This is a genomic window from Chitinophaga sp. GbtcB8 (genome assembly GCF_019091455.1).
GTDB lineage: Bacteria > Bacteroidota > Bacteroidia > Chitinophagales > Chitinophagaceae > Chitinophaga.
The window spans coordinates 1-2,148 of sequence record NZ_JAGXJN010000084.1; the positions used below are offsets into that span (position 1 = coordinate 1).

Genomic DNA, 2,148 nt, shown 5'->3' on the forward strand with positions numbered 1-2,148 from the left:
CAGGCGTCACCCGTCATCTGTTATGGCAAGAATACCGCCAACAGCACCCTGGTGGCTATGGCTACTCACAGTTCTGTGACCTATTAACCCGCCATAGCAGTATCACAGATACCTCCATGCATTTTGAGCACCCACCGGGTCAGCTGATGATGATTGATTTTGCCGGTGATAAACTGTGTTATACAGACCGGCAGACAGCAGAAGTGATCTATTGCCCGGTACTGGTTTGTGTATTGCCTTACAGCGGTTACAGCTATATAGCTGCGCTGCCGGATGCCAGCCTTCCGCACCTGGTAAAGGCCCTGAACGGTTGCCTGCAATATTTTGGAGGCGTACCGGCTAGCCTGAAGACGGACAACATGAAGCAGATGGTGAGTAAAAGCTGCCGCTATGAGCCGGTATTTACCGATATGATACAGCAATGGGCACTGCATTACAATATCACTTTGCTGGCAGCACGGGTAGGTAAACCTAAGGATAAAGCGATGGTGGAAGGGGCCGTAAAACTAGCCTATCAGCGTATTTATGCACCCTTACGGGATAAAGTGTACTTCAGCCTGGAAGAGTTGAACGCAGCAGCAAGCCAGCAGCTTGCCTTACACAATGGCCGCCTAATGTACAAAAAGGAATATAGCCGCCACCAGTTGTTCACAGAACAGGAACAGTCTCTTTTACAACCCTTGCCGGATCACCCTTATCTGCTCAAGCATAGTGCTGAAGCCAAAGTACAGCGTAACTACCATATTGTGCTGGGAGAAGACTGGCATTACTATAGCGTGCCTTGTTCCTATATAGGCAAAACAGTAAAAGCGGCATATGATACCGATACCGTAGAGGTCTATTACGCTCATCAGCGCATAGCGCTGCATAAACGTAGCTATAAACGTCATGGTTACACTACCTGTAAAGAGCATATGCCGGAAGCACACCGTCATTACCAACAAGGTTGGGACCCGGATTATTTTCGCCGGCAGGCTGCGGCTATTGGCTCTGCTACTGCGCAGTATGTGGACAAGCTGCTGCAGAGCAGGCAGTTCAGCGAACAAGCCTATCTGGCTTGCCGGGGACTGTTAAGATTAGGCAAAACCTATGGTCACGGACGGCTGGAAGCTGCCTGTAATAGAGCGCTGCAGGGCGAAACTTATGCATATAGGATCATCAACAATATCCTGGCCGGCAACCTGGATCAGCAAAAGCTACCAGGCGACAGTGATCCCTCATTCCAGTTACCGCTGCATGACAATCTAAGAGGGCAAACTGCTTTTGAATAATCTATTATCCGGGGCGATAGCCCCGCTTACTTACAATAATCACTCATATAAAATCGAAGGATCGTATGAACACAGAACAGACCGTAACACAGCTACAGCAATTAAAGTTACATGGTATGGCCGGGCGCTATGAAGCATTACTGGACCTGCCAGTCCACCAACAACCGGAAGCTCATACCTTATTGGCTATGCTGACCGAAGCGGAAACAGGATACCGCAGCCAGCAACGCACCGGCTTGTATCTACGCATGTCCAAATTACGCTACCATGCCTTATTGGAACAAATACATTGCTCCCCTGTAAGAGGGTTCACTGCTGAACAATTGCAATTACTTTGTGATGGCTCTTTTATTGAGAAGTCAGAAAACATCCTGATCAGTGGTGCCACTGGTTGCGGCAAGAGCTACCTGGCCTGTGCCCTGGGGCGCCAGGCTTGTACCCTGGGGTATCGTACCCAGTATTATTCCATGAACCGTTTTATTGAAACGCTGGCTACCGCCAGGCTGGATGGTTCTTATGTAAAGTGGTTGAATCACCTGGCTAAAACACCTCTGTTGATATTGGACGACTTCGGCTTGCAGCCGCTTACTCATGATATGAAGCTTACCATGCTGCAAATACTGGAAGACAGGTATGGGCGCGGAGCTACTATTATTGCAGCCCAGCTACCGCTGGCAAAATGGTATGATTACTTAAATGAACCTACAATTGCTGATGCTATCATGGACAGATTGACAGCTCGCATGCATAAAATAGAACTTAAAGGAGAATCCAAACGTAAAGCCAAAACTACCTAACTTTGACAACGCTACTTAAAGCGCCTTATAGGTGGTTCACTTTGCGCCGGAATGGTGGTTCACTTTGTCCGGAATTTACA

General features: G+C 48.3%; 2 protein-coding genes. Both read left to right on the forward strand.

Annotated elements, in window-relative coordinates; all coding sequences use genetic code 11:
• On the forward strand, nt 1-1,271 hold a 1,271-nt coding region (istA, locus tag KVT36_RS31440; RefSeq protein WP_217607383.1), incomplete at its 5' end, for an IS21 family transposase.
• 65 nt (nt 1,272-1,336) lie between these two features.
• Nucleotides 1,337-2,068 (forward strand): IS21-like element helper ATPase IstB, encoded by a 732-nt coding sequence (gene istB / locus KVT36_RS31445; RefSeq protein ID WP_217607384.1) that lies wholly within the window; start codon nt 1,337-1,339, stop codon nt 2,066-2,068.
• The last annotated feature ends 80 nt before the right edge of the window (nt 2,069-2,148 follow it).